This window comes from Aeromonas molluscorum 848, assembly GCF_000388115.1.
GTDB classification, from domain to species: Bacteria; Pseudomonadota; Gammaproteobacteria; order Enterobacterales; family Aeromonadaceae; genus Aeromonas; species Aeromonas molluscorum.
On record NZ_AQGQ01000273.1, the window covers coordinates 1 to 2251 of the forward strand.

Here is a 2251-nt window from a genome sequence, read left to right on the forward strand (position 1 = left end):
GTGGTCGGCCTGTTGCTCGCCGCCCTCTATCAACCCGTCTGGCAAAGTGCCGTGCTGGCCCCCAAGGATCTGGCACTGGCTGCGACCGGCCTCTTCCTGCTGCGGGTGATGAAGCTGCCCGTGCTGGCTCTGGCTGCCCTGCTGCTCGCCAGCAGCTTGCTGCTGGCGTGAGCTCCCGGGTACGGTCATCATCACAGCCCATAAAAACGGCGGCGCAGCCAGGCTGCGCCGCCGTTTTTGATATCCCAGTTTGGCCCGTGTCAGCTCAGGGCTCGTCGGCCTGAAAATCCAGACTCAGACTGTTGACGCAGTAGCGCTGCCCCGTCTCGGTCGGCCCATCGAGGGAAGAGATGGCCCAGGTGGGAGCCACAACAGGCGCAGCTGATCTCGATACGCTTCATACCGTGACTGTTATCGTCGCGAGAATACACCCTGCCGTCGATGGCACGATCGAAGGAGGGCCAGCCACAACCGGCATCAAACTTGGCACTCGAGGGGAAGAGCACCTGCTTGCAGCAGGTGCAGAGGTATTCACCGCTTTTGCGGTTGTGAAGCAGAGCGCCGCTGTAGGGCTGCTCGGTACCCCGCTCCCAGCAGACATGAAACTGCTCGGGGCTTAAGGTCTGGCGCCAGCTTTCCGGGTTATTTGCACTCAAATCTTGCCTCCACGGCGCAAGGTCTGTGAGACAGGGCCACAGCATAACCAGCCATGGCCCTTGACTCCACCCCACTGAATGCCCGAAAAAGCGAGATTGTGATCCCCTTGGCAGATAAAACCACTGTTCCAGCTTATCTGCCAGAGCCAGCCGGGATTCAGGGGGCGTGATGACCCGCAGCATCGAGAGGGGGGTGAACCCGCTCCAGCAGCTTGAGGGAGTGCGCCCGGCCCACGGCCACCTGACGCTTGATGTCATCAGGCAGGAAGGGCAAGCCATCATTGGTGGCCGTGTCTATGGTCTGCACCCACTCCATCCCCTCTGCCGGAGGCGGCAGCCGGAACTGAATGTCGTAACCGCTGGCATTGAACAGCACCAGCCAACGCTCCCCCTCCTCATCCAGCGACCCTATGTCCATGGCGAAGGCCTGGCCCATGGGCGCCTGCCAATCCTGAGCCGTGAGCAGGTGACCGTCCGGGTGATACCAGTCGACGCGATGGCAATGCTCCTGAGCGCCATTCCAGTTGTCGTCACATAACCGCAGGTTGGAGAAGACTTCGGAGCTGGCCCGCAGCGCCACCATCTGCCGGGTGAACGCGAGCAACCGTTCATCCTCCGGCCGCCACTGCCAGTTGACCCAGCTTATCTGGTTGTCCTGGCAGTAGGCATTGTTGTTGCCAAGCTGGCTGCGTCCCATCTCATCCCCACCGAGAAAGTGCGGTGTGCCCTGGGAGAGCAGCAGGGTGGCTATCAGGTTGCGCTTTTGCTGGAGTCGCAGATTGCTGATGCGCGGATCCAGGGTCGGCCCCTCCACCCCATGATTGTTGGAGAGATTGTTGCCGTGACCATCCCGGTTGTCTTCACCGTTGGCCTGGTTGTGACGCTGGTTGTAGGAGACCAGATCCTCCAGCGTGAAACCATCGTGATAACAGAGGTAGTTGATGCTGGTATGTGGCGAGCGCCAATTTTTGGGGAAGAGATCCCGCGATCCCATCAGCCGGGTGGCAAGATCCGCCATCTTACCGCCATCCCCACGCCAGAAGGCGCGTACCGTGTCGCGATAGCGATCGTTGATCTCATGCCACTGGCTCGGGAACTGGCCGAGCCGGTAGCCGAACGGACCTATATCCCAAGGCTCGGCGATGAGCTTGACGCCGGCAAGCACGGGATCGGCCATCAGCGCCTTGAAAAAGGCCCCCATGGGTTCGAACTCCCCCGCCTCACGCCCCAAGGTGACCGCCAGATCGAAGCGAAAGCCGTCCACCTGCATCTCGGTCACCCAGTAGCGCAGGGCGTCGAGCACCAGCCGCAGGCTGTTGGGGTGATCCAGGTTCACACTGTTGCCACAGCCGGTGACATTGGCATAACGGTTGAAATCCGGGCCATGGGCCCCCGGGTCAAAGCTGTAGTAGCCGCTGTTGTCCAGCCCCTTGAAGGAGAGCAGCGGGCCATCGAAACCGGACTCGGCTGTGTGGTTGTAAACCACGTCCAGGATCACCTCTATGCCGGCCCTGTGCAGTTCGCGCACCATGGTCTTGAACTCGGTCACCGCATCCGCCACCGCGTAGCGCGGCTCTGGAGCAAAGAAAGCGACC

The 2251-nt window shown here is 61.4% G+C and carries 1 protein-coding gene and 2 pseudogenes; 1 reads left to right on the top strand and 2 read right to left on the bottom strand.

Annotated features, from left to right (window positions below):
* Positions 1-171 (top strand): annotated as a pseudogene (locus tag G113_RS20840) (chromate efflux transporter); the annotation flags it as partial.
* A 94-nt stretch (positions 172-265) separates the two neighbouring features.
* Here G113_RS20840 and msrB read toward each other — a convergent pair.
* Together msrB and G113_RS19860 are read right to left on the bottom strand one after the other, a co-directional pair.
* Positions 266-656, bottom strand: a pseudogene (gene msrB / locus G113_RS20845) (peptide-methionine (R)-S-oxide reductase MsrB).
* A gap of 157 nt (positions 657-813) precedes the next feature.
* The coding region (locus G113_RS19860; protein ID WP_005913283.1) for a glycogen debranching protein at positions 814-2251 on the bottom strand (1438 nt) is incomplete at its 5' end.